The organism is Micrococcus sp. LASM2_SD2, assembly GCF_057364565.1.
Map to the genome: position 1 here is coordinate 1 of NZ_JBNFOB010000427.1, position 879 is coordinate 879.

1 protein-coding gene and 1 pseudogene are annotated in these 879 nt (G+C 74.7%); both read right to left on the reverse strand.

The window, feature by feature from the left end:
* Nucleotides 1-414 (reverse strand): MarR family winged helix-turn-helix transcriptional regulator (locus AC2W7A_RS12910; protein WP_485991677.1); only part of this gene is annotated, 414 nt, incomplete at its 3' end.
* Nucleotides 411-879 (reverse strand): annotated as a pseudogene (locus AC2W7A_RS12915) (hypothetical protein); the annotation flags it as partial. The pseudogene AC2W7A_RS12915 and the gene AC2W7A_RS12910, both read right to left, overlap by 4 nt.

An 879-nucleotide genomic window follows, 5' to 3' on the forward strand; every position in this document is an offset into this window, starting at 1 on the left:
CGGCGAGGTCGCGGCGCATGCCGCGCCGACCGGACCGGAGCGGACCTCGGCCAGGCGGCGCAACCCCTCGTCCGTGGGGCGGAGCACGGCGGCGCGGCGGTCCTTCGGGTCCGCCTCGCGGGTGATCAGGCCCAGGGACTCCAGCTCCTTCACGAAGCGGGAGATCTGGGCCCGGTCGGCCAGCATCGTCTCGGCGAGGCAGGACGGGGACAGGGGCGCCTCGTTGACGATCGTCAGGAACGCCTTCATCGCGCCGGTGGACATGCCCGGGCTGAGCTGCTCGGCGTGGCGGGCCACCAGCTGCCGGTACTGGCGGACCAGGGTGACGAAGGAGCCCTCGAGGTCGCGGATCGCCGCCTCGAACTCCTCGGGCTGCTCGGCGGCGGCACCGCGGGTGGGCGGGGCGTCGGTCATGGGGTCTCTCCGTCCTGGGGGCGTCCGGCGACGTTGCGGCGTCCGGCGACGTTGCGGGGTCCGGCAGACCGGGCGTGGCCGTCCGGGTCCTTCTGGTCGGCCGTGGTCCGGGCTCCAGTGTCCCCGGTCCGTGCCCGGATCTGCGGGAGCGCCCCGGTGGAGGGACCCACTGCGGCGGCGGAGGCCTGCTGCCGTGCGGCACGCTGCTCCTGTGCGTTGCGGCGGCCCAGGGTGATGTTCGGCAGCAGCACCACGGCCACGATGCTCAGCACGGCCAGCGGCAGGGTCAGCAGGAAGGCGTTGGAGATGGCCTGGGCGTAGACGTCCTCGAAGATCACGCGCAGGCCAGGGGGCATCGAGGCGACTGCGGGCAGCCGGCCGGACTGCATGTCCGCGGCCCACTTTCGCGCCCTCCGGGCCCAGGGCGGCGAGTGCGGCCTGGACTTCGCCGGCGCGGCCCCGGAT